This window comes from Pseudomonas sp. ICBG1301 (assembly GCF_016918385.1).
Lineage (GTDB): Bacteria > Pseudomonadota > Gammaproteobacteria > Pseudomonadales > Pseudomonadaceae > Aquipseudomonas > Aquipseudomonas palleroniana.
In genome coordinates this window covers 491,511-512,238 of the sequence record NZ_JAEKGB010000001.1, presented here as the reverse complement: position 1 = coordinate 512,238, position 20,728 = coordinate 491,511, and the positions used below count along the sequence as shown (strand labels likewise).

At 60.1% G+C, this 20,728-nt stretch carries 19 protein-coding genes and 1 tRNA gene; 10 read left to right on the top strand and 10 right to left on the bottom strand.

Annotated features, from left to right (window positions below):
- Nucleotides 1-3: 3 nt before the first annotated feature.
- The 8 genes from JBE38_RS02315 to JBE38_RS02280 are packed head-to-tail and all read left to right on the top strand — an operon-like array spanning nucleotide 4 to nucleotide 7,418.
- A complete protein-coding gene (locus JBE38_RS02315; RefSeq protein WP_003174214.1) occupies nucleotides 4-372 on the top strand; it encodes a response regulator in 369 nt (122 codons plus the stop codon).
- Nucleotides 373-394: 22 nt separating this feature from the next.
- The gene (locus tag JBE38_RS02310; RefSeq protein ID WP_205343467.1) at nucleotides 395-682 is read left to right on the top strand and encodes an STAS domain-containing protein; all 288 of its coding nucleotides are present in this window, start codon (nucleotides 395-397) and stop codon (nucleotides 680-682) included.
- Between the two features lie 38 nt (nucleotides 683-720).
- Nucleotides 721-2,760, top strand: a complete 2,040-nt coding sequence (locus tag JBE38_RS02305) for a chemotaxis protein CheW (protein ID WP_205343466.1) — start codon at nucleotides 721-723, stop codon at nucleotides 2,758-2,760.
- A 29-nt stretch (nucleotides 2,761-2,789) separates the two neighbouring features.
- Nucleotides 2,790-4,448, top strand: a complete 1,659-nt coding sequence (locus JBE38_RS02300; protein WP_205343465.1) for a methyl-accepting chemotaxis protein — start codon at nucleotides 2,790-2,792, stop codon at nucleotides 4,446-4,448.
- 36 nt (nucleotides 4,449-4,484) lie between these two features.
- Complete coding sequence (locus JBE38_RS02295) at nucleotides 4,485-5,024, top strand: chemotaxis protein CheW (RefSeq protein WP_060755841.1); 540 nt, start codon at nucleotides 4,485-4,487, stop codon at nucleotides 5,022-5,024.
- Between the two features lie 9 nt (nucleotides 5,025-5,033).
- Nucleotides 5,034-5,843 (top strand): CheR family methyltransferase, encoded by an 810-nt coding sequence (locus JBE38_RS02290; RefSeq protein WP_060755842.1) that lies wholly within the window; start codon nucleotides 5,034-5,036, stop codon nucleotides 5,841-5,843.
- Nucleotides 5,840-6,343 carry a chemoreceptor glutamine deamidase CheD gene (gene cheD, locus JBE38_RS02285; RefSeq protein WP_060755843.1) on the top strand — a complete coding sequence of 168 codons (504 nt, stop codon included), beginning with the start codon at nucleotides 5,840-5,842 and terminating at the stop codon, nucleotides 6,341-6,343. Before JBE38_RS02290 ends, cheD begins: the two co-directional genes overlap by 4 nt.
- Complete coding sequence (locus tag JBE38_RS02280) at nucleotides 6,336-7,418, top strand: protein-glutamate methylesterase/protein-glutamine glutaminase (RefSeq protein WP_060755844.1); 1,083 nt, start codon at nucleotides 6,336-6,338, stop codon at nucleotides 7,416-7,418. The genes cheD and JBE38_RS02280 overlap by 8 nt, the downstream gene beginning before the upstream one ends.
- Nucleotides 7,419-8,062: 644 nt before the next feature.
- On the opposite strand, the gene JBE38_RS02275 is transcribed toward JBE38_RS02280, so the two are convergent.
- The 6 genes from JBE38_RS02275 to JBE38_RS02250 form a co-directional block, all read right to left on the bottom strand.
- The gene (locus JBE38_RS02275; RefSeq protein ID WP_060755848.1) at nucleotides 8,063-8,716 is read right to left on the bottom strand and encodes an RraA family protein; all 654 of its coding nucleotides are present in this window, start codon (nucleotides 8,714-8,716) and stop codon (nucleotides 8,063-8,065) included.
- Between the two features lie 27 nt (nucleotides 8,717-8,743).
- Entirely contained in the window at nucleotides 8,744-9,799 is a 1,056-nt protein-coding gene (locus JBE38_RS02270; protein ID WP_205343464.1) for an NAD(P)-dependent oxidoreductase, read from the bottom strand.
- Nucleotides 9,800-9,863: 64 nt separating this feature from the next.
- On the bottom strand, nucleotides 9,864-10,211 hold the full coding sequence (locus tag JBE38_RS02265; protein WP_205343463.1) for a hypothetical protein: 348 nt from the start codon (nucleotides 10,209-10,211) through the stop codon (nucleotides 9,864-9,866).
- The gene (locus JBE38_RS02260; protein ID WP_240202383.1) at nucleotides 10,147-10,716 is read right to left on the bottom strand and encodes a hypothetical protein; all 570 of its coding nucleotides are present in this window, start codon (nucleotides 10,714-10,716) and stop codon (nucleotides 10,147-10,149) included. Before JBE38_RS02260 ends, JBE38_RS02265 begins: the two co-directional genes overlap by 65 nt.
- Nucleotides 10,717-11,364: 648 nt before the next feature.
- Nucleotides 11,365-11,440, bottom strand: a tRNA-Asn gene (locus JBE38_RS02255).
- A gap of 85 nt (nucleotides 11,441-11,525) precedes the next feature.
- Nucleotides 11,526-12,410, bottom strand: coding sequence for a LysR family transcriptional regulator (locus JBE38_RS02250; protein WP_090369672.1), 885 nt, complete (start codon nucleotides 12,408-12,410; stop codon nucleotides 11,526-11,528).
- 101 nt (nucleotides 12,411-12,511) lie between these two features.
- Here JBE38_RS02250 and lldD point away from each other — a divergent pair, with 101 nt between their 5' ends.
- Together lldD and JBE38_RS02240 are read left to right on the top strand one after the other, a co-directional pair.
- On the top strand, nucleotides 12,512-13,642 hold the full coding sequence (lldD, locus tag JBE38_RS02245; protein WP_090369670.1) for an FMN-dependent L-lactate dehydrogenase LldD: 1,131 nt from the start codon (nucleotides 12,512-12,514) through the stop codon (nucleotides 13,640-13,642).
- A gap of 303 nt (nucleotides 13,643-13,945) precedes the next feature.
- A complete protein-coding gene (locus JBE38_RS02240; protein ID WP_205343462.1) occupies nucleotides 13,946-14,872 on the top strand; it encodes a GGDEF domain-containing protein in 927 nt (308 codons plus the stop codon).
- A 23-nt stretch (nucleotides 14,873-14,895) separates the two neighbouring features.
- Here JBE38_RS02240 and JBE38_RS02235 read toward each other — a convergent pair whose 3' ends face one another.
- From JBE38_RS02235 to JBE38_RS02220, 4 genes are all read right to left on the bottom strand, one after another.
- Nucleotides 14,896-15,669, bottom strand: coding sequence for a TenA family transcriptional regulator (locus tag JBE38_RS02235; RefSeq protein ID WP_218580644.1), 774 nt, complete (start codon nucleotides 15,667-15,669; stop codon nucleotides 14,896-14,898).
- A 78-nt stretch (nucleotides 15,670-15,747) separates the two neighbouring features.
- Nucleotides 15,748-18,210 carry an EAL domain-containing protein gene (locus JBE38_RS02230; protein ID WP_060755927.1) on the bottom strand — a complete coding sequence of 821 codons (2,463 nt, stop codon included), beginning with the start codon at nucleotides 18,208-18,210 and terminating at the stop codon, nucleotides 15,748-15,750.
- 71 nt (nucleotides 18,211-18,281) lie between these two features.
- Nucleotides 18,282-20,099 (bottom strand): ATP-binding cassette domain-containing protein, encoded by a 1,818-nt coding sequence (locus JBE38_RS02225; protein ID WP_205343461.1) that lies wholly within the window; start codon nucleotides 20,097-20,099, stop codon nucleotides 18,282-18,284.
- On the bottom strand, nucleotides 20,092-20,727 hold the full coding sequence (locus JBE38_RS02220; protein WP_205343460.1) for a DsbA family protein: 636 nt from the start codon (nucleotides 20,725-20,727) through the stop codon (nucleotides 20,092-20,094). The genes JBE38_RS02225 and JBE38_RS02220 overlap by 8 nt, the downstream gene beginning before the upstream one ends.
- Between the last annotated feature and the right edge of the window lies 1 nt (nucleotide 20,728).

The window sequence follows — 20,728 nt, the reverse complement described above, 5'->3', positions numbered from 1 at the left end:
AGCATGGCGAAGAATGTATTGGTGGTCGATGACTCGAGCAGCGTGCGACAAGTGGTCGGCATTGCCTTGAAAAGTGCCGGCTACGATGTGATCGAGGCCTGCGATGGCAAGGATGCCCTGGGCAAGCTCAACGGGCAGAAGGTGCACCTGATCATCAGTGACGTGAACATGCCCAATATGGATGGCATCACCTTTGTAAAGGAAGTCAAGAAGCTGGCCAGCTACAAGTTCACCCCGATCATCATGCTGACCACCGAGTCGCAGGAATCGAAGAAAGCCGAAGGCCAGGCCGCAGGCGCCAAGGCCTGGGTGGTCAAGCCGTTCCAGCCGGCGCAGATGCTGGCGGCGGTGTCCAAGTTGATCCTGCCCTGACCGATGACGGCACGGAGGCCTTATGTCCATCACCTGCGAAACAGTCGGCGGCACCGCCCGCCTGGGTATTGACGGCGAACTGACGATCTACACCGTGGCCGAGCTTGCCGCTGCGCTGCTGCCCCGGATCGGCGCGGCGCCACGCCTGGAAATCGACTTGTCACAGGTCACCGAAATAGACGGCGCCGGCCTGCAATTGCTCGCGGTCATCAAGCGTGAAGCCGCCGGCAATGGCACGGACCTGAGCCTTGCCGGGCAGAGCCAGGCGGTCACGAGCACCTTTCAACTGTGTGGCGGCGCGATCTTCTAGCGCGCAGCCCCGTTCAATGAGCGACAAGGAGTGTCCAGGTGAGTATTGATCTCGATCAGGCACAGCAGACCTTTATCGCCGAGGCACGCGAGCTGCTGCAGGTCATGGAGCAATCCCTGCTGCAACTGGAGAGCGAACCCGGTGATGAAGATGCGATCGGTGCAGTGTTTCGCGCCGCCCATACCATCAAAGGCTCCGCCGGGTTGTTCGGCTTGGCACCGATTGTCGGTTTCACGCATATCGTCGAAGACGTGCTCGACCGCCTGCGCGATGGCAGCGTAAAAGTGGATGCGGCGTTGATCGCACTGCTGCTCAAGTGCGGCGACCACATACTTGACCTGATCGAGGCGGTCGACCATCACGGTGGCGCGCTGCAGCCTGCGACGCTGGAACATGGTGAGGTGTTGCGCGAAGCACTGAGCGCCTATCAGCCACTGCAGATGGCAATCACCGCTGTGGAAAGCGCAGGCCAAGATGACGAGACCCGCGCCGAGGTGCTCTGGCATATTTCCCTGCGCTTCGGCGCAGAGGTGTTCCGCAATGGCATGGACCCGTTGTCCTTCTTGCGCTACCTCGCCACGCTGGGCCAGTTGCTACAGGTCACCCCGCTGACCGAGCGCATTCCGCCCGTGGACGCCTGGGACCCGGAAAGCTGCTACCTGGGCTTTGAAATCGACCTGCGTTCGAATGCCAGCCATGCCACCCTCAATGAAGTGTTCGACTTCGTACGCGATGACTGTGAGGTGCTCATCAGCGCCCTCGACGCGCCAGGCGACAGCAGCACCGCAGCCGGTACCGAGTTGGTCACCCAGACCCTTGCCAGCCCAGTGGCGACGACGCAACAGCGCGTCGCGACGACCAGCGAAGTCAAGCCGCGGGATGGCAACTATGTACGGGTCAATGCCGACAAGCTCGATGAACTGATCAACCTGGTCGGCGAGCTGGTCATCGCCAGCGCCGGTGCCAGCCTGTTGGCGCGTTCCTGCAACAACGACCCGCTGGAAGAAGCCGCCTCGACCGTCTCCGGGCTGGTGGAAGAGATCCTCGATGGCGCGCTGCGCCTGCGCATGATCCCCATCGGCGATACCTTCAATCGTTTCCGCCGCGTGGTGCGCGATGTCAGTCAGGAACTGGGCAAGGATATCGACCTGATCATCAGCGGCGCGGAAACCGAGCTGGACAAGACCGTCGTCGAGAAAATCGGCGACCCGCTGATGCACTTGTTGCGCAATGCGATGGACCATGGCATCGAGAACGCCGAGGCCCGACGTGCCGCCGGTAAATCGACCAAGGGTCACCTGAGCCTGAATGCCTACCACGACTCGGGCAGCATCGTGATCGAAATCGCCGATGATGGCGCCGGACTCAACCGCGAACGTATCCTGGAAAAAGCCCAGGAACGCGGGCTGGTCGCCAGCGGTGCGGTGCTCAGCGACCAGGAAATCTACAACCTGATTTTCGAAGCCGGTTTCTCCACGGCCGAGGCGGTGACCAACCTTTCCGGACGCGGTGTCGGCATGGATGTGGTCAAACGCAATATCACCCTGTTGCGCGGCACCGTCGACCTCGACAGCCGCCCCGGCCAAGGCACCGTGGTGCGCATTCGCCTGCCGCTGACCCTGGCGATCATCAACGGATTCCTGGTCGGTATCGACCATTGCACCTACGTGATTCCGTTGGATATGGTCCAGGAATGCGTCGAGCTGGACGAACTCCAGCGCCAATCCAGCCGCGACCAGGGCTACCTGGATCTGCGCGGCGAGGTGCTGCCGCTGGTGCACCTGCGCGACCACTTCAACCATGAAGGCCCACCGGCCCGCCGCCAGAACGTGGTGGTGGTGCGCTATGCCGAACACAAGGCCGGGCTGGTGGTGGATGACCTGCTCGGCGAGTTCCAGACCGTCATCAAACCCTTGGGCAAGCTGTTCGGTGCGCTGCGCGGCATCAGCGGCTCGACCATTCTGGGCAGCGGCGCGGTGGCCCTGATCCTGGATATACCGGCGTTGCTCAACCAAATCGTACAACAGGAAGCCCGCACACCTCAGGCGCCCTCGTCGCCTACGGTCGGCGTGCGCTGACGCATTCGCAATTCCATGGAGGTTCCCCGATGAAATGGTTCTACGATCTTAAGATTTCCACCAAGTTGATCAGCGCATTCCTGGTGGTCCTGGCGCTCACGGCGGCCATGGGTGGGTTTGCAATCCTCCAGCTCGGTGCCGTCAACCAGGCAGCCCAGGAGATCAAGAGCGATTGGATGCCATCCATGCGCGCCGCAGCCGGCATGCGTTTTTTTGCAGCCAATTATCGCCTGAAGGAAAACCGCCACGTCACTACCGAGATCGCCGAGGAAAAGGCCCAGGCTGATCGCGAAGCCGATGAGACGCTGCAACAGTTCAATACCCGCATGGGCACCTACGAGCAATTGCTGTCGGGCGATGAAGAACGTCAGCTTTTGACCGGTTTGAAAAGTGCCTGGTCCACCTACCTGGCGACCAGCAAGCAGTTACTCGACTTGTCCCGGCAGAACCAGGAAGCCGCTGCGACTACCCTGCTCAGAGGGGAGTCCAGGACGCATTTCGATGAGGTGACCAGCCGCTTGCAGAAAATGGTCGAGTTCAATGAAGCCGGCGCGAGCGAAGCCGGTGACAAGGGCTCGGCGTTGTACGACAGCGCACGCGTGTCGATCATCGCGGTGCTGGTCGCCGCCCTGTTGATCGGCCTGGGCCTGGCGGTGTTCATCGCGCGGATTATTTCGCGTCCGCTGAGGCTCGCCGCGACCGCCGCCGAGCAATTGGCTGAAGGCAACCTCAGCACCCCTATCGCGCCGGGCGGCAAAGATGAAACCGGCATGGTGCTCAATGCCATGCGCAACATGGTCGGCAAACTGGCGACTATCATCGGTGAAGTACGCAACGCTGCCGACAACCTGGCGAGCGCCTCGGAGCAAGTCAGCGCCACCGCACAGTCGATGAGCCAGGCCACCAGTGAACAGGCCGCCAGCGTCGAGGAAACCAGCGCGTCGGTGGAACAGATGAGCGCCAGCATCAATCAGAATACCGAAAACGCCAAGGTCACCGATGGCATGGCCAGCAAGGCGGCCAAGGAAGCCACCGACGGCGGAGAGTCGGTGCAACAAACTGTATTGGCGATGAAGAAAATCGCCCAGCGCATCAGCATCATCGATGACATTGCCTACCAGACCAACCTGCTGGCGCTCAACGCCGCGATTGAAGCTGCCCGGGCCGGCGAGCACGGCAAAGGTTTCGCGGTGGTCGCCGCCGAAGTCCGCAAACTGGCGGAGCGCAGCCAGGTGGCCGCGCAGGAAATCGGCGAACTGTCCTCAAGCAGCGTGGACATGGCGGAAAAGGCCGGAAAGCTGCTCGACGAAATGGTCCCTTCGATCAACAAGACCTCCGACCTGGTACAGGAAATCAGTGCCGCGTCCGAAGAGCAGGCGGCCGGCGTGGCGCAGATCAACACAGCCATGACCCAGCTCAACCAGGTGACCCAGCAGAACGCCTCCAGCAGCGAGGAACTGGCGGCGACCGCCGAAGAAATGAGCAGCCAGGCCGAACAGTTGCAACAGGCGATGAGCTTTTTCGTACTCGACGCCACCTCCGGCACCGCGGTTCAAACCAGCAGTGTGGACAGCCCGGGCAACAAGCCCAGCCGCCAGCCACCCCGCCCGGCACCGCAGCCCGCCCGCAAAGCGTTTGCCTACACGATGGCCAGCGCCCCGGACGAATCGGAATTTACCCGTTTCTGATGCAAGACATCGACGCGGGCTTACAGGGAGAGTGACATGGGTGCAGTGATGACTAACCGTCAGACCGCAGTGGCGGCGGATGAGGATGCGCAATACCTGACCTTCATGCTCGGTGGCGAGATGTTCGCGATCGGCATTCTGGGCATCAAGGAAATCATCGAATACGGCAGCCTGACCGTGGTACCGATGATGCCCGCGTTCGTGCGCGGTGTAATCAACCTGCGCGGCGCCGTGGTGCCGGTGGTTGATCTATCGGCGCGTTTCGGCCGGGCGAACTCGCCGATTACGCGCCGCTCCTGCGTGATCATCATCGAAGCGAGTACCGAAGATGGGCAGCCCCAGGACATCGGGTTGCTGGTGGATACGGTATCCGCCGTGCAGGAGATTCCGGCGGCCCAGATCGAACCCCCTCCCAGCTTCGGCGCGCGGATTCGTGCCGACTTCATCGGTGGCATGGCCAAGGTCGAAGGCAAGTTCGTGATTGTGCTGGAGGTGGGCAAAGTCCTTTCTATCGACGAGATGTCCAGCCTGGCCGAAAGCGCGCAGACACCGGCGCTCGACCTTGAGCAGCGTTGAGATACGATCATGGCCGACACTGCTTCGCTCGACGACCGTGAATTCGGTCAATTCCAATCCTGGTTGTACCGTGCGGCCGGCATCAACCTGTCGCCGGCCAAAAAAGCCTTGGTGGCCGGGCGCCTGTTCAAGCGCCTCCAGCATTATGAATTGGAGAGCTACGGGGACTATTTCAAACTGATCATGAACGACCAGCGCAAGGGCGAACTGCAAGTCGCGCTGGACCTGCTGACCACTAACGAAACCTACTTTTTTCGCGAGCCCAAGCACTTTGATTTCCTGCGTCAGCACGTCCTGCCCAAGGCCGCGCCGGGCAAAGTGTTTCGCGTGTGGAGCGCGGCCAGCTCCTCGGGCGAAGAGCCCTACAGCCTGGCGATGACACTGGCCGAGGCCCTGGGCACTACGCCTTGGGAAGTGATCGGCTCGGACATCAGCACTCAGATGCTGGCCAAGGCGCGTACCGGGCATTACTCGATGGAGCGCGTCGGCACCCTGCCCCAGCCGCTGCTCACCAAATACTGCCTCAAGGGCATCGGCCGCCAGGAAGGCACGTTCCTGATCGACAAGAGCCTGCGCAACCGCGTCAACTTCGTGCAAGTCAACCTGAACGAGCCGCTGCCAGGCCTGGGCGAGTTCGATGTGATCTTCCTGCGCAACGTGATGATTTATTTCGACCAGCAGACCAAGAGCCAAGTCGTCGCACGCTTGTTGCCGCAGCTCAAACCCGGCGGCCATTTCATCATCAGCCACTCGGAAAGCCTCAACGGTGTGAACGACACCTTGAAGCTGGTGGCGCCGTCGATTTACCGCAAGCCATGAAAAAGCCTCTCGGTGCAGCCGAAGTGGTGTTGGCGCCCGGCCAAGTCACTTTTGCGACGCGGCCGACTCGCCTGCGCACCTTGCTCGGTTCCTGCGTGGCGTTCACCTTCTGGCATCCGCAACGGCGGATCGGCGGCATGTGCCATTTCATGCTGCCGGCACGCTTGCGGCATGGTCAGCCCCTGGATGGCAAATACGGCGACGAAGCGCTGGAGCTGCTGATTCGGCATGCGCGCGCCCATGGCACGCGACCCCAGGACTATCAGGTGAAGGCGTTCGGCGGCGGCGAGATGTTCCCCACGCAGCATCGCCACCTACCGGCGCAAAATGTGGCCGCCCTGAACATCCGCGCCGCGCTGGCGCTTGCCAAACACCATCATTTGCACCTGGCGGCCCAGGACATGGGCAGTACCGGTTATCGCACTATCGTGTTCGACCTGTGGAACGGCAACGTCTGGGTCCGGCATCAACCAATGGGATTACTCAAAAACAATGCCTAACAAAAAAATCAGCGTATTGCTGGTCGATGACTCGGCCGTTGTCCGCCAAGTGCTGCTGGCGATTTTCAATGACACGCCGGATATCCACGTCATAGGCGCCGCCTCCGACCCGATTTTCGCCATGGACAAGCTCGCCCGTGAATGGCCGGATGTGATTGTGCTGGACGTGGAAATGCCGCGCATGGATGGCATCACCTTTCTCAGGAAAATCATGAGCGAGCGCCCGACACCGGTAGTGATCTGCTCGTCACTGACCCAGAAAGGCGCGGAAACCTCCCTGCAGGCTTTATCGGCCGGCGCCGTGGACATCATCACCAAACCCACCACCGGCCTGAAAAATTTCCTGATCGAATCGGGCCCGGAACTGATTGCGGCAATCCGTGCGGCGGCCAACTCCAATGTCAGTAACCTCGGCAAGCGCATCGCCAAGCCGACCCCGGCGCCCGCGGTCGCCGGCAAGCTGACGGCGGATGCGATCCTGCCCGCCGCCAACGGCCAGGCCATGGCCCAGACCACTGAACGCATTGTCGCCATCGGCACCTCCACCGGCGGCACCCAGGCGTTGGAGGCCGTGCTGACGGCACTGCCGAGGGTGTGCCCGGGCATGGTGATCGTGCAGCACATGCCGGAAAAGTTCACCGCCTCCTTCGCCGAGCGCCTGAACAGCGTGTGCCAGATCGAAGTGCGTGAAGCGCGCAACAACGACCGTATCCTGCCTGGCCTGGCGTTGATCGCACCCGGCGGCAAGCACCTGATGGTCACACGCAGCGGCGCCTACTATCACACTCAGGTCATCGACGGGCCGCTGGTCAACCGCCATCGGCCATCAGTGGATGTGTTGTTTCGCTCAGTGGCCAAATTCGCCGGCAAGAACGCCACCGGCATCATCATGACCGGCATGGGCGACGACGGCGCCCGCGGCCTCAAGGAAATGCTCGTCGCCGGCGCCGCGACGGTCGCCCAGGACGAGGCCAGCTGCGTGGTATTCGGCATGCCCAAGGAAGCCATCAAACTCAACGCCGCCCAGCGCATCATGGCGTTGCAGGATATTCACCAGGCGATCCTGCATAAGTGAAGTGGGGAGTAACTATCGGGGTCTGCTGACACAGCGGGCCAGTGAGATCGGGCCGTTACCGCCGCCTCCGTTCAGCTAACTTGAAGTGAACCGGGAAAACGCTTGCAACTCAGCTACCCGCTAATGGGTAATGCTCAATACGGCACGCATGACTATGGCCATCGCCTTTACATGTCCCATCCAGATACCGGTAGTTCACACGCACCGACTGGCCTTTTTTTGGCCACTCTCGGCGTGGGATCTGGCTTTGGTAATCAGTAGTTTCTGGGATAAACGTGAGGGTCGCCCCCTCTTCCGGGCACTCTGCCGTGGTCGATGTAGGGCTCACCTTCAGGATCTGCGCCTGCAGCTTGGGGTATGGATGTTTCAATACATCAGTAACACGTAACTCCATACTGCAAATTTGCCACGATGCTGCTTGTACTGGCTGGCACAACATGAAGACAGGAAAAGCAAATAACGCGTAGCGAGCCACATGATTGCCCATTATTGATACTGCCTCGAATATTGATATTCAGGACACTATCAGATTTGAACTCATCGAATCATGGAACGATCAATCTCCTTATGCACATCCAGCCAAGTCGTTGCTCGAGCCGGCATCAACTGAAGCCGCACCCGCTGCGGCTCCTGCCGTGGGCCAGTCAGCGGCGCGGCGTCTGCAAGGCGTGGTAGCCGTAATCGGCGCGAGCTTTGTGTAAAGGAACGCCCGCCTCGATAGCCGCACGAATATGCTCTTCGGCCTGGTGGATTTCTTCGGCCACCTCCAGCACTTGGCTCAGTGAGCCGGCCGGAATCACTACCAAGCCGTCACCATCTCCGCGCAACCAATCATCTGGTTGTACTCGCACGCCGCCCAGCGTCACGGGCGCCTGGATCGCTTCGACACGCACGCGATCCTTGCCGGTGCGCATCCAGTTACCCCGGGAAAATATCGGGTAGTCAAGTTCCAACGCACGGTCGACATCGCGGCAGATACCGTCAATCACCGTCCCGGCCAGCTGCTTGCGGGCGGCAGTAGAGGTCAGCAAATCGCCCCACACGGTGGTGTCGAGCCGCGCCTGGTTGTCGATCACTACCACCTGGCCGGCCTCAAGGTCGTCGATGTAGTCACCCACCGAGCCGCCGTCCAGGCCAATAGGGCCGTAGCGCAGGGTCCAGGCTTTGCCTGTGAGGGTGAACGACCGGTCCAGAGGCATGATGTCGGTGCACTGGCAAACGATTTTCAGGCGGTCCATCGCATCGCTGAGGTCGGTGCAACTCAGGGCGTTGAGACGGGTAAAAATAGAGGTCTGCATGATGTAGCCTTCCTTGTGTCCGGTAGGTTAACGCACGATGGCGGCGGCACTGAATGCATGGATCTTGTCGACGATCTGACGGGACGCCACCCTGATTGCCGTGGTGGTATTGCCGGCGATATGCGGCGTCAGTTGCGCGTTGGGAATGTCGGTCAGTGGCGAGTCGAACCGGTCTTTTTCCAGGGAAAAGGTATCGATGGCGACCGCCTTGATGTGCCTGGGAAACTGGCGCATGAAGGCTGCCAGCTGGTGTTCGTCGACGATCCCGCCGCGAGCGGTATTGATGAGGATTGAACCTTGGCGCATCTGCCCGAACTCGGCGGTGCCGAACAAGCCGCGGGTCAGCGCGGTGAGCGGCACGTGGATCGAGACGATGTGCGATTCAGCCAGTAACTGCGCAAGGCTCGCTCGTCGCTCAAGCTCAAGGCTGCGCGCTACCGGTTCGGTAAAACGCTCGGACCCGGTAGCGATCACCTTGATGCCCAGCGCCGCCGCCTTACGTGCCACCTGCCGGGCAATGCTTCCGGTGCCCACCAGCCCAAGCGTGAGTTCGGCGTATTCGCAGGTGGGTGCCAAGGTGCCTTTTGCCCAATGGCCGTTGTGCGTTTCGGCGTTGTAATAATCCAGATCACGAGATAGAAACAGCGCCTGGGCCAGGACGTACTCGGCAACAGCGACCGCGTTGGAGCCTGGCGTGTTGAGTATCGTAACGCCGCACTGCTCGCATTCGAGCCGATCAATATGGTTAACCCCGGCGCCGGCCTGGGCAATGGCGCGCAGTGGCGTGGCCAACGCGGGCGAACTGGCGGCACGGATCAGGCTGGCACCGAGGGGGATGTTCAGGCGCGTCTTGAACACGCTGTAACCCCTGGCTCGACTCACGGCGGCAATAAAGGCAGGCTCGTCGTGACAGTCGATCTCGGCATATTCAATACGCGTAGTGTAGTGCTGCCGGATGCGCTCTTTATCCGCGAAATAGTGCAGGTTGAGAGTGACGTTCAGGCCCAGCGCAAGAAAGCGATCGACTTCCTCAAACAGCAATGGCGGCCCGGGGGCATCGAGTATCAGGATAGTAAATGCCATACAGTTGATCCTCTTGGAGGGTAGCGCCTGCCGATACCCAGGCTGCCCTGGGTATCGGGGCTAATCACCAGTTGAAATGGTGGGCGCTGGTGGGATCGACCAGACCTGCATCGGTACTCGCGGCCGCGAGGAACCCGCTGTAGAAATCATTCAGCGATGAGGACTGGATGAACGCGGGATTGCTTTTGGCGTAGATAAGAAACAACCGATAGATTCTCAGGTTCTTTTCCTTGCGGTAGACCTCTGCCTTGAGGCTAGGCCACAAGTTGAGCAAGCTGCTTTCCTTGATTTTCCAAGGATCCGCCGGCTCGGTGCCGGTGGTGGCCTTGTACACGAAGCGCTTACCTTCAATCACTTCCAGGTGCAGGCTGGCCAGCAGTTGTTCGGCCGTGCCGATGGCCACGGTCTTCAACGTGTTGTGCCAGTTTCTGCAAGACCAGCACGACAGAATGCTTGAGTTGGTCGGTCTCTTTGCACTGCAGCCCCAGGCTGATATTTACCCCGGACGGCGCTGCAATCAACTGCGAGTCGAGCGTGAGTAACTGACGGGGCAGGCTGGCTTGCGAAGCAATCTGGGTCGCCACACTCCTGACCGACAATTCGAACAGCAGTTGCTTGATCAGCAACAACTTCCAGAACGCCTCGACGTCTTTGCTGGAGCGGGACTCGAAGAATGCCTTACCCAAAGCAGCCGCCAATTTCGAATCAGCCTTGTCCAGATACGACAGCGTATCGATTTCGGCGTAGATCCTCAGGCAGGCTCGGGTGTGCGGGGTCTGGGAAGCGTCGTCCGTGTTTGCCTTGAGTGCGTGCTCAAGTGCTCGCCATAGAATGTCATGTAGTAAAGCGGGGTTGGTATGGCCGAGTGACGGGCGAGTTGATGCATTTTCCAGTATGGAGTTGATCACATGATTCATGGGTTCGAGCCTCGATAATTATACAAATCCCTTGTTTCGCATTGCGCCGAACAGACGCACGCAAAATCATCACTGTCCCAGGCTCAACCCACTGCGCCGCAACGAACGGAACTCACCTGTTCGCCGACAGAAAGCCCCCTTATCGGTGCCGAAAACGGCAAAAATGAAACAACTTGTTACATTTGTGCGCAATAAAGCATGCTCCGAAATTTTCAGCAAAAGACCTTTTTGGAATAGACGGTTAGGAAAAAATAATAGGAAGCCAATAAAAACCACAGCACTGAATTCTGTTTCAGAGCCGATGTTTTTTCTAAAATCCTGATTATTCGAAATTTAAATCCATCCACTCAACAATGTTCGCCCCGGAAAAAATGTCGCGTAGGCACGATCTGCAAGCGCAACCTAAATAATTCTTCATAAACACGACTTTATGAAAAACAGCGCAGGCTCCTTGGGTATCAATCAGAATCAGATCAATTGACGCCAACCCTGGTTTTACCCAGCGCGCCTTGGTTGAAACCACTGCAGCGATTTTCATGTAATCGCAGGATTAGAGACGCAGTCACGCTGGTCGCGCTGCGCGCTTTGATCACCCCGAAGAAATCCAGGGCAAAAAAAAAGCCTGCATCGCTGCAGGCTTTTCCTATCTGGCTCCACGACCTGGACTCGAACCAGGGACCCAATGATTAACAGTCATTTGCTCTACCAACTGAGCTATCGCGGAATGCGCCGTATGTTACTGATTAAAAAGAAGAAGTCAAGCATCGGGATGCGTTTTGACGAATTCATCCTGATAAGCGGTCGCCGCCCTACTCCGAATGGGCCATTTCCTTGGCCAAATCCAGCCAGGCACGCGCCGCCGGCGGCAGGTGGGCGCTGGCGCGCCAGGCCAGGGCGATGTGCCAGTCGGTGTGGGGTTCGTCCAAGGGGATCAGGGCGATACCGGTGGGTTGATGCATGTGCGCCAGCATGCGCGGCAGGAACGCGACGCCCAGGCCCGCCGAGACCAAGTCGACGATAAAGTCGATCTGCCCGCTGCGGGCCGTGACCTTGGGAGTCACGCCCTTGCGCTCGCAGGCGGCGAGGATCTTCGCGTTCAGGGCAAAGCCTGCTTCGAACAGAATGAACGGTGAGTCCGCAAGGTCGGTGAAGTCGATGCGCTTGCGCCGGGCCAGCGGGTGGTTCATGGGTAACACGGCCATCAGGGGTTCATTGCGCACGGGTTGGAAGTCGAACCCTTCATCCGTGGGCAGCAGCAACGCCGCGAGGTCAATCTCCCCGGCTTCCAGGCACCCGCGCAGTTTCTTGCTGCCGTACTCGGTGAGTTCGATTTCGATGTCGGGGTAGCGCCTGCGGTAGGTGGCGAACATGGCCGCGAACAGCACGCCGCAACCCACCGGGGGCAGGCCGATGCGCAGTTGGCCACGCTTGAGGCCGCGCAAGTCATTGATCTCGGCCACCAGGTCATTGCTCTCGGCGAGCAGCACCTGGGCGCGACGGTAGACAATTTCACCGGCGGCGGTGAGTTCGTTACGGTGGCCCAGGCGATTAAAAAGCGGCGCGCCCAGTTCATCCTCCAGCGTCCTGACGGCCTTGCTCACGGAGGACTGAGTCAGCGACACCACCTCGGCAGCCTGGGAGAAGCCGCCCTGGCGTACCACTTCGACAAAGGCACGCAATGCTCGTAGGTTCATCGGTATTCCTTTTGCGACTGGCTACCATTGATAAAAGTTGTTTTTATCATGCCAGATTATTGCCTATCCTGAATTACCTTGCCCTGTGGAGCCCCTCTTCAATGATCATCTCGTCCGCCTCCGACTATCGCGCAGCCGCCAAGCGCAAGCTGCCGCGCTTCCTGTTCGACTACATCGACGGCGGTGCCTACGCCGAACACACGATGCGCGCCAACAGTTCGGACCTGGCCGAGATCAGCCTGCGCCAGCGTGTCCTGCGCAATGTGGATAGCCTGAGCCTCAAGACCACCCTGTTCGGCCAGCCCCTGGACATGCCGGTGATCCTCAGCCCGGTGGGCCTCACCGGCATGTATGCGCGGCGCGGCGAAGTGCAGGCGGCCAAGGCAGCCGCCAATAAAGGCATCCCCTTCTGCCTGTCGACGGTGTCGGTGTGTTCGATTGAAGAAGTGGCGTCTCAAAGCGCGCAATCAATCTGGTTCCAGCTGTATGTCCTCAAGGACCGTGGCTTCATGCGCAACGCGCTGGAACGGGCCCAGGCGGCCGGGGTGACGACACTGGTGTTCACCGTGGATATGCCCACGCCAGGCGCACGCTACCGCGATGCACACTCGGGCATGTCCGGGCCATTCGCGGCGTCGCGGCGCATGCTGCAAGCCGTCACCAAGCCGCAATGGGCGTTCGATGTAGGGTTGCTCGGCCGTCCACACGACCTGGGCAATATCTCCAGGTACCTGGGCAAACCCACCCACCTGGAAGACTACATCGGCTGGCTGGCCAACAACTTCGATCCCTCCATCAGCTGGAAAGACCTGGAGTGGATCCGTGAGTTCTGGAAAGGCCCGATGATCATCAAAGGCATCCTCGATCCGCAGGATGCCAAGGACGCCGTGAGCTTCGGGGCCGATGGCATCGTGGTCTCAAACCATGGCGGGCGCCAGCTGGACGGCGTGCTGTCCACCGCCAAGGCTCTGCCACCGATTGCCGACAAGGTCGGCGATGACCTCACCGTGCTGGTGGACTCCGGCATCCGTTCGGGGCTGGACGTGGTGCGTATGCTCGCCTTGGGTGCCAAAGCGTGTCTGCTGGGCCGCGCCACCGCCTACGCACTGGCTGCCGACGGCCAGCACGGGGTGGAAAACCTGCTGGATATCTTCGCCAAGGAGATGCGCGTGGCCATGACCCTGACCGGGGTCACCTCGATTGAGCAGATCGACCGCACGACCTTGGTCTAAGCCCGCCGTCAGCCAAATAACTGACGCAAGCAGGCGACAATCCCACTGAGTTATAAAAGCAATTAATTGATTTGTAAGACGTTTTATACAGCCAAAAGGATTTGGCACGAATCTCGCTCTAATCCCTGCCAAGCAGGTTAAGCGATGACAAGACGTGCGGCAGTGCCCCGGGGTTATAACCCGGACTAAAGCGGTTTAAACTGTTCCTATTGTTTTACGCAACTGACGGAACAGTAAGACGCTTGGCTTCTGCCATTCTCATCCAGCCTGTAAGACAGTTCAGTGCTTAGAGGCCGTCCAACTATGAAAACACCCACCCAGACCAACGCAATTGACTTCGACAGTGCCAAATTGCAACGTCTGGGGTTTGGTCAGCCCTCCCTGCGGCCGCAGCGCCCCATTACCCTTACCCAACTGCGCCAGCAACTGAACCAGCAATTGCAGGTCAGCCTGGAGCCGGAGCGTATCCTCGGCCTGTTCTTTCGCGAAATCCAGCGCCTGGTCCCGGTGGATGCCCTGCAGTACCGTCACGCAACCAGCGACCTGCGCCTGGAGTTCGGCCATCGCGGCCATCATTCAGTGAGCTACAGCCTGAGCCACGAAGGCGAGCACTTGGGTGAGCTGATCTTTCGCCGCAACCAGCGCTTCATGGAAGACGAACTGCACCAGCTCGAAACCCTGCTGGCGACCCTGCTCTATCCGATGCGCAACGCCCTGCTCTACCGTGCAGCCACGCGCAGCGCCCTGCGTGATCCATTGACTGAAACCGGCAACCGAATCGCCATGGACCAGACTCTGCAACGGGAGATCGACATGGCCAAGCGGCACCTGAGCCCGTTGTCCTTGCTGATGCTGGACATCGACCACTTCAAGCGAATCAACGACACTCACGGTCATGCGGCTGGCGACAGCGTGCTGCGCGAAATCGCCACAACGATCAAAAACCAGTTGCGCAACGTGGACATGGTGTTTCGGTTTGGCGGGGAAGAGTTTCTGATCCTACTGTCGAATACCGGCCGAGAGGCCGCCGCCATGGTCGGCGAGCGTTTGCGCCAGGCAGCACAGGCACAGGATTACTGGGTGGAGGGGACGCGGATCGAATTGACGGTGAGCCTCGGCTGCTCAACCTTGTTGGCCGCCGAGTCGGCTGAAAGCCTGCTGCGCCGGGCCGATAACGCTTTGTACGTGGCCAAGCGCGAAGGCCGCAACCGCTTGGCGATGGCGGGGTAAGCCCCCCCGCCATCACGCTTGCATCACGCCTCGCTGGCGACGCGTGCCGGGCGCTCGCGAACGGCCGCGAGCATCTTGTCGTTGTCTTTTTCCAACCGCATGCAGCTTTCCAGAAACAGGTACATGTAGTCGTAGCTCTTGCAGACGGCCTGGCGCAGCTCGACCTGCAAGGCCTTGCTCGGGTTCATCCCGGCCAGGGTACAGATGATTTCCAGGGCCTCCCAGGGGTGGGCGTCGTCGTACTGGGCGTGCATCTTCAGCCACTTCATCGCGCGCTTGCGGTCTTCCTCAGGGAAGGCGGCGGCATACACACCGGTCGAACACACCACGGCGGACCACTCCCCAGTCGCCCCCTCGATGGCATAATTGGTTGCGGCAATTGCAACGATCAGCGCATCGGACGAACTGGTATGCCAGCACCAGTGGCTCAGGGCATGCAATTCCGGCGGTACATTCTGCGCCTGCAACTCCTCCAGGCTCACGCCATGGGCACGCGCCCAATTCACCCAATAGTCAGCGTGGTTCAGTTCCACGCGAATATTGCGCATCAGCCAACGTCGCGCCATATCCTCCCCAGGATGGCGGGCAAACTTGGTCTTGGTGAGGTTCTGTGCCATGTACAAGGCAAACTGTTCCACCACCGGCCAGCCACCAATCAGGTAGTGGCGCATGGTCTTGGCGCTGAGCGTGTTGTCGCGCATGCGCTGGTACAGTTCGTGCTCGACAACTCGGCGCTTGCTCTCGCTACAGTCCTGGATCAATTGTTGCGCCCAGGCGGGGTAACTCGAGGCTTCCATAAGCGGGCCGGTTCTGTTGAATGTGTCGATCACTGTAGGGCTCCTTTTTTAGTGTGATAGTACAGACCAGCAAATGTTTCAGCGGAATGTGCCGGGCGCCTTGAATAACAGAGGCTGCGGACGCACAGGTCGACACTGCAAGCTATCAAAGGTAAACAATTGCGGGCGTTCAATCAGGTAGCCCTGAGCGTAATCCACACCGATCTCAAGTAACGCCTGTTCGATGTGCGTGGTTTCAACAAACTCGGCAATTGTGCGCTTACCCATGACATGGCCGATGTGATTGATCACTTCGACCATGGCGCGGTTAATCGGGTCGTCCAGCATATCCTTTACGAAACTTCCATCGATCTTCAGGAAGTCTACAGGTAAATGTTTGAGATAAGCGAATGAGGACATTCCGGCGCAAAAGTCATCGAGGGAAAAATGGCAACCTAAGGCTTTGAGTTCATTAATAAAACGGATTGCACTGCCGAGATTGGCAATAGCACTCGTCTCGGTTATTTCAAAACATATCATTTCAGGCGGGATGTTATAAGCCGCGAATTTCTCATGTAGAAACCCCAGGAAATCGTCATCACCAATGGTAATACCTGACAGATTGATCGCACACATAGCCATGGGCCGGCCCGGACGCTCATGCATGCACTTGGCGATGATCTTGAATACGTTCTCGACCACCCAGCGGTCCAGCGATGTCATCAGGCCGTAACGTTCGGCGGCCGGGATAAAGCTGTCGGGCAAGATGATGCGCCCCCCTTCATCGTGCAGTCGCAACAGGATTTCGATATGCCCACTGCCGGCGTCGGTATGGCCCAGCGGCGAGATTTCCTGGGAGTACAGGCAAAAACGGTCTTCCTCCAACGCCATGTGCAGGCGCTGCACCCAGGCCATCTCACCGAAACGCAAAGACAATTCCGAGTCATCGGCATGGTAGACCTGCACCCGGTTGCGGCCCTTTTCCTTGGCCATGTAGCACGCCATATCTGCCGCCCGCAACGACGTTTCGAGGGTGGTCGGGGTTTGTGAGATGTGCACCAGGCCGATACTGACGGTGGTCATGAACGGCCGTCCCTTCCACACAAAATGCAGGCTCTGCACGGTATGGCGCAGGCTTTCGGCGATTCTTTCCGCCACCGGCGCCGGACAGTTCTCCAGCAGGATCCCGAACTCGTCGCCGCCCAACCGAGCCAGCGTGTCGCCTTCGCGCAGGTCCGACTGCAGCAGCGCACAAATATGACGCAGCAGCTCGTCACCGGCCGCATGACCACAGGTGTCGTTGACCAGCTTGAACTGGTCCAGGTCGAGGAACATCAACGCATGCCGCCCACCCTGCTGGCGCCCCACTTGTTGCAGCACCTGCTCCAGGCGGTACTCGAACTCACGACGGTTGGCCAGGCCGGTCAAGGCATCATGGGTCGCTTGCCACGACAGGTTGGCGATGTACTGGCGCTCCTGGGTCATGTCGTGCAGCACCAGTACCGCACCGCTGACTTTGCCGGCGCTGCGGATCGGCGCCCCCACCAGCGTCACCGACACCGTACTGCCGTCCAGGCGCTGGATCAGCTTGGAATGTTCGCTGCCGCCACCAAGCCGGCCCTTGATGATGCGCTCGATCAGGGTAAAGCCGTCGGGCTCGGCGCTTTCGTCCAGCAGGTTGAACAACGCCGCCAGGGGCAGGCCTTGGGCCTGGGCGTTTTTCCAGTGGGTCAACGCCTCCGCCGCTGGGTTCATGTAGGTGATGGCGCCATCGACGTCGGTGGTGATCACCCCGTCGCCGATCGACTCCAGGGTGATCTGCGCCCGCTCCTTCTCGACTTGCAGGGCATTGGCGAAGGCATGGCGCTGGGCCAGAAGCTTGTGGGTACGCAGCAGCGCCAGAACAATCAGCCCCAACGCGGTGGCCAGGTTGGTGATCAGCAACAGCCGCAAAATCATCCGCGAGCCCTCGCCCAAGGCATCGCTGAATGCCTTGGCCGCCGGGGTCACGCCGTCATTGATCGCAATGATGTGCGCCTTCCAGTCGCGCACGTTGTCGCCACTGACTTGATTGGCGCTGATCGCCCGGTGCATCGACTGGGCCAGTTCATCCAGCTGCACCAGATAGCCATCGCCCACGGTCCACAGTGCGATGGCTTTTTCCAGGTAGCTGAAATGGCGAAAGTTGAGGTACAGCCAGATCAGGCTGGAAACGTCATCCGGGTGGTTGCCACCCTTGAGAATACCCAGGCGCGCCGCGGTGAGGTCGGGGACGGGACGGTCGAGGGCAATGCGCAGCTCGTGCCCGCCCTGTGGCACGGCGATAGCGTGCTGATACTTGAGGTAAGTGGCTTCGTCGCGATTATCGGCGTAGAGGGTCAGGTAATAGATGGCATCTTTCTGCCCCTTGGACCAAAGACTTTCGCCAGCCACATAGCCACGCACCGCTGAAAGCACGTAGAGACTGACGCAACCCAACAATGCCTGGAACAGCACAACGGCAATAAAAGGCCAGACAATGCCCAACAACCGTGGTGTTCCGAGAGTTCGTTTTTGCTTCATGAAGTCCCTTGCACATGCACAGCTGAATACGCACGCGAAAATCCGCCCCCGACAGCACAGCCTAAGCTAACTCAACGCACTTGTTGCAGGTGACCATACAGCTTGGCGTACAACCCGCCATCGGCAATCAATTGCTGATGGTCGCCATCTTCGGCGATATGCCCACCATCGAACACCAGTACCCGATCGGCCTGTTTCACCGCCGAGAGGCGATGGGCGATAATCAGTGTAGTACGCCCGCTGAGAAACCGCGCCAGCGCCTGATGCAGGTTGTACTCGGTGGCGGCATCCAAAGCGGAGGTCGCCTCATCCAGAATCACCACCTTCGGCTCGGCCAGCACCATCCGCGCTATTGCCAGGCGCTGGCGCTGGCCGCCGGAAAAGCGCACGCCGGAACGCCCCACCACGCTGTCCAAGCCCAAGGGCAAGGCCCTGACGGTAGCATCCAGCTGGGCGATCTCCAATGCCTGCCAGCAGGCCTGGTCGGAACGGGTACGGCCCATGGTCAGGTTGGCGCGCACGGTATCGTTGAACAACGCCGGATGCTGCAGCACCACCGCAACGTTTTCACGAATGGTTGCCAGGCCGATCTCCTGCTGGGTGGCACCGCCAAAACGGATACTGCCCGCCTGCGGGGTATACAAGCCCAGCAGCAGTTGTACCAAAGTACTCTTGCCGCCACCACTGGCACCGACGATGGCGACCTTCTCTCCGGGCGCAATACTCAGGTTAAGCTGGTCGAGGACTAAATCTTCGCCGTAGCCGAAATTGAGGCCCCGCACATCAATACCGACCGTTTCATGCCCGGTAAACGGATCTTCGCCACCGGCATATTGCGGCTCATCGGCGCGCGCCAGCAGCTCGTTGATCCGCGTCAGCGCCCCACCCGCCGCGTAGTAGGCGTATTGCAGGTTCAACAGCTGCTCCACCGGGCCGATCATGAACCACAGGTAACTGAACACGGCGAGCATCTGGCCAATGGACAGGTCGGAAAACAACACGGTGAGCATCGCCGCGGCACGGAAGATGTCGATACCAAACTGGAACAACAACCCGCTGGCGCGGCTGGAGGCGTCGCTTTTCCATTGGGAATGGATCGCATAATCGCGCACCTCCAGGGCACGCTGGCCGAGGCGCCCGAGGAAAAAGCCCTGGCGGTTGCCGGCGCGCACTTCCTGGATGGCGTCCAGGGTTTCGGTCAGCGCTTGGGTAAAGCGTGAGGTGCTGTCGTTTTCCAGCTTCTTCAGGTGTTTGACGCGTTTGCCCAACTGCACCGTGGCGTAGATCACCAGCGGGTTGAACAGCAGGATCAACAACGCCAGTTGCCAATGCATCCACACCAGAATGGCCGAGGTGCCCACCAGAGTGAGCATGGCCACCAGGAAACGGCTGAGGGTTTCACCGACAAATTTGTCCAGAGTATCGAGGTCGGTGACCAGATGCGTGGTGACCGTGCCGCTGCCCAGGCTTTCATATTCGCCGAGGGAAATGCGCTTGAGCCGTTCGATCAGGCGCACGCGGATGCGGTACACGATGTCTTTGGCCAGCCGCGCGAACAGCCGCGCCTGCACGACGTTGAATACCAGCGCACCGCAGCGCAGCAGCAGGGTCACCAGCAGCATCAGGCCGATATAACCGGCGGCTTTCTGCCAGCCCGCCGGTAAGACGTGGTTCATCACCTTGAGCGCGGCGTCGCCGTGGCCCAGCAGTACTTCATCGACCAGCAGCGGCAACAGCAACGGAATGGGCACACTGCACAGGGTCGCCAGCACGGCGACGCCATTGGCGAGCCACAACGACTTCTTGTGACGCAGGGCCAGGCGACGGATTTCCGCCCAGGTCAGGCGATCAGTGCGTTTGCTCGGCTCGAGGTCAGGCTGGTCATGCACAGGTTGCTCGCTCCAGCCATCGAGCCAGCAACGGCGACAGCTCGGACAGCGGCTGGTAACCATTGGTCAGCAAGGCCAACTGGCCATTGCGCTCGGCCAACAGCGTCGGGAAACCGGCGATGCCCAGGTCCTGCACCCAGGTGAAATCGGCGGCCGTCGCCGCGTGTTGCTCGGTGCGGTCAAACTCACCGGCAAACTCGATGCGCGGGATGCCCGCCTTTTCCGCCAACTCCACCAGCACACTGGCGAGGGTCACATCGCGGCCCTCGACATAAAACGCACGCTGGATCAGCCCCAGCAGCTTCCACGCGCAATCCGGCGCCAGGCTGCGGGCAGTGACGATGGCGCGGCACGCAGGCTCGGTGTCATAGACGAAGCCGTCGGGCAATGCGCCTTCAAGCTTGAACGGCTGGCCGGTGGCCTCGGTAACCGCCTGCCAGTGCTCCAGGATGTAGCGCCGGGTCGTAGGCTCCAGCGCCGCGCCGCTGCCGGTGCGCAAGCCGCCCACCACCAGGTGCAGCTCCACGCCGGCGGTCTGGGCCTGCTCCACCAAGGCCTCGGCCACCGGGGCAAAGCCCCAGCACCAGGAACACATCGGGTCCATTACATAGAGCAGGCGCGCGGACATG